This window comes from Paenibacillus sp. GCM10027628 (assembly GCF_042676385.1).
Lineage (GTDB): Bacteria > Bacillota > Bacilli > Paenibacillales > NBRC-103111 > Paenibacillus_E.
The window spans coordinates 1-783 of record NZ_JBHTHA010000056.1; the positions used below are offsets into that span (position 1 = coordinate 1).

Here is a 783-nt window from a genome sequence, read left to right on the forward strand (position 1 = left end):
CTCGCGTTCACTACCTTCTACAGGAAAAAGGTTTAGTTTATCCCGAACGCGTACCACAAACTGAATGCCATCCGTTACCCACTGCTCAAAATGCTGGCATTTCTCGTAGCCGCGATCCATCACATAGGTCACATCGTCCTCCAGGGTCAGTTCAAGCGCGACTATAGATTCACGGACGTTCACTGTAGAGGCAATCACCTTATCCGGAAAAACCATGTCCGGATCCGCGACCACCAACCGGACATGAAGACGGACACCGGTTTTCCGTGAACCGCATCGTGCCCAGTGACCGAGAAGAGGTGGAAGTGAGATATCCGTGGCATCAATCAGATGTAATCGTCCGATGGTAGGCGAAATCCCCTTTCCATGTTTAGTCCGATTATCAATTTGGGCGATGAGATCATAAAATAGCGTCTGCAGGGAAGCTGTACAAAGCGATTTTGTTTTGCGAGATAACTGGGCATCACTAATGGATTCAAGACCCACGGCTTGCTGCAGCTCCGGGTGCGCACGTAGCTTTTCGGTGATTTCGTCATAGGACGCAAGCGGTAACAATTGGGCAACGAGATGAAGCTCGATGGCTGTACCGGCGAACAGTTTTTTTGTCCGATGATCATCGAGAGCTGAACGATAACCCGACACGTTTAGTACATGAAGGCATTGACAAATGACTCGAATCTTTTTATTGTTATCCATGGGTAGGCTCCTTTTGCGGAGAATGATGGATAACGCGTCATTCTCTACAATAGGAGCTTTTTCCATGTCTGTCCACGAAAAAACCAT

The 783-nt window shown here is 48.3% G+C and carries 1 protein-coding gene; it reads right to left on the reverse strand.

Going from position 1 to position 783, the window contains the following annotated elements:
* A partial coding sequence (locus ACFQZT_RS32165; RefSeq protein ID WP_460872655.1) for a transposase occupies positions 1–762 on the reverse strand: 762 nt, incomplete at its 3' end.
* Between the last annotated feature and the right edge of the window lie 21 nt (positions 763–783).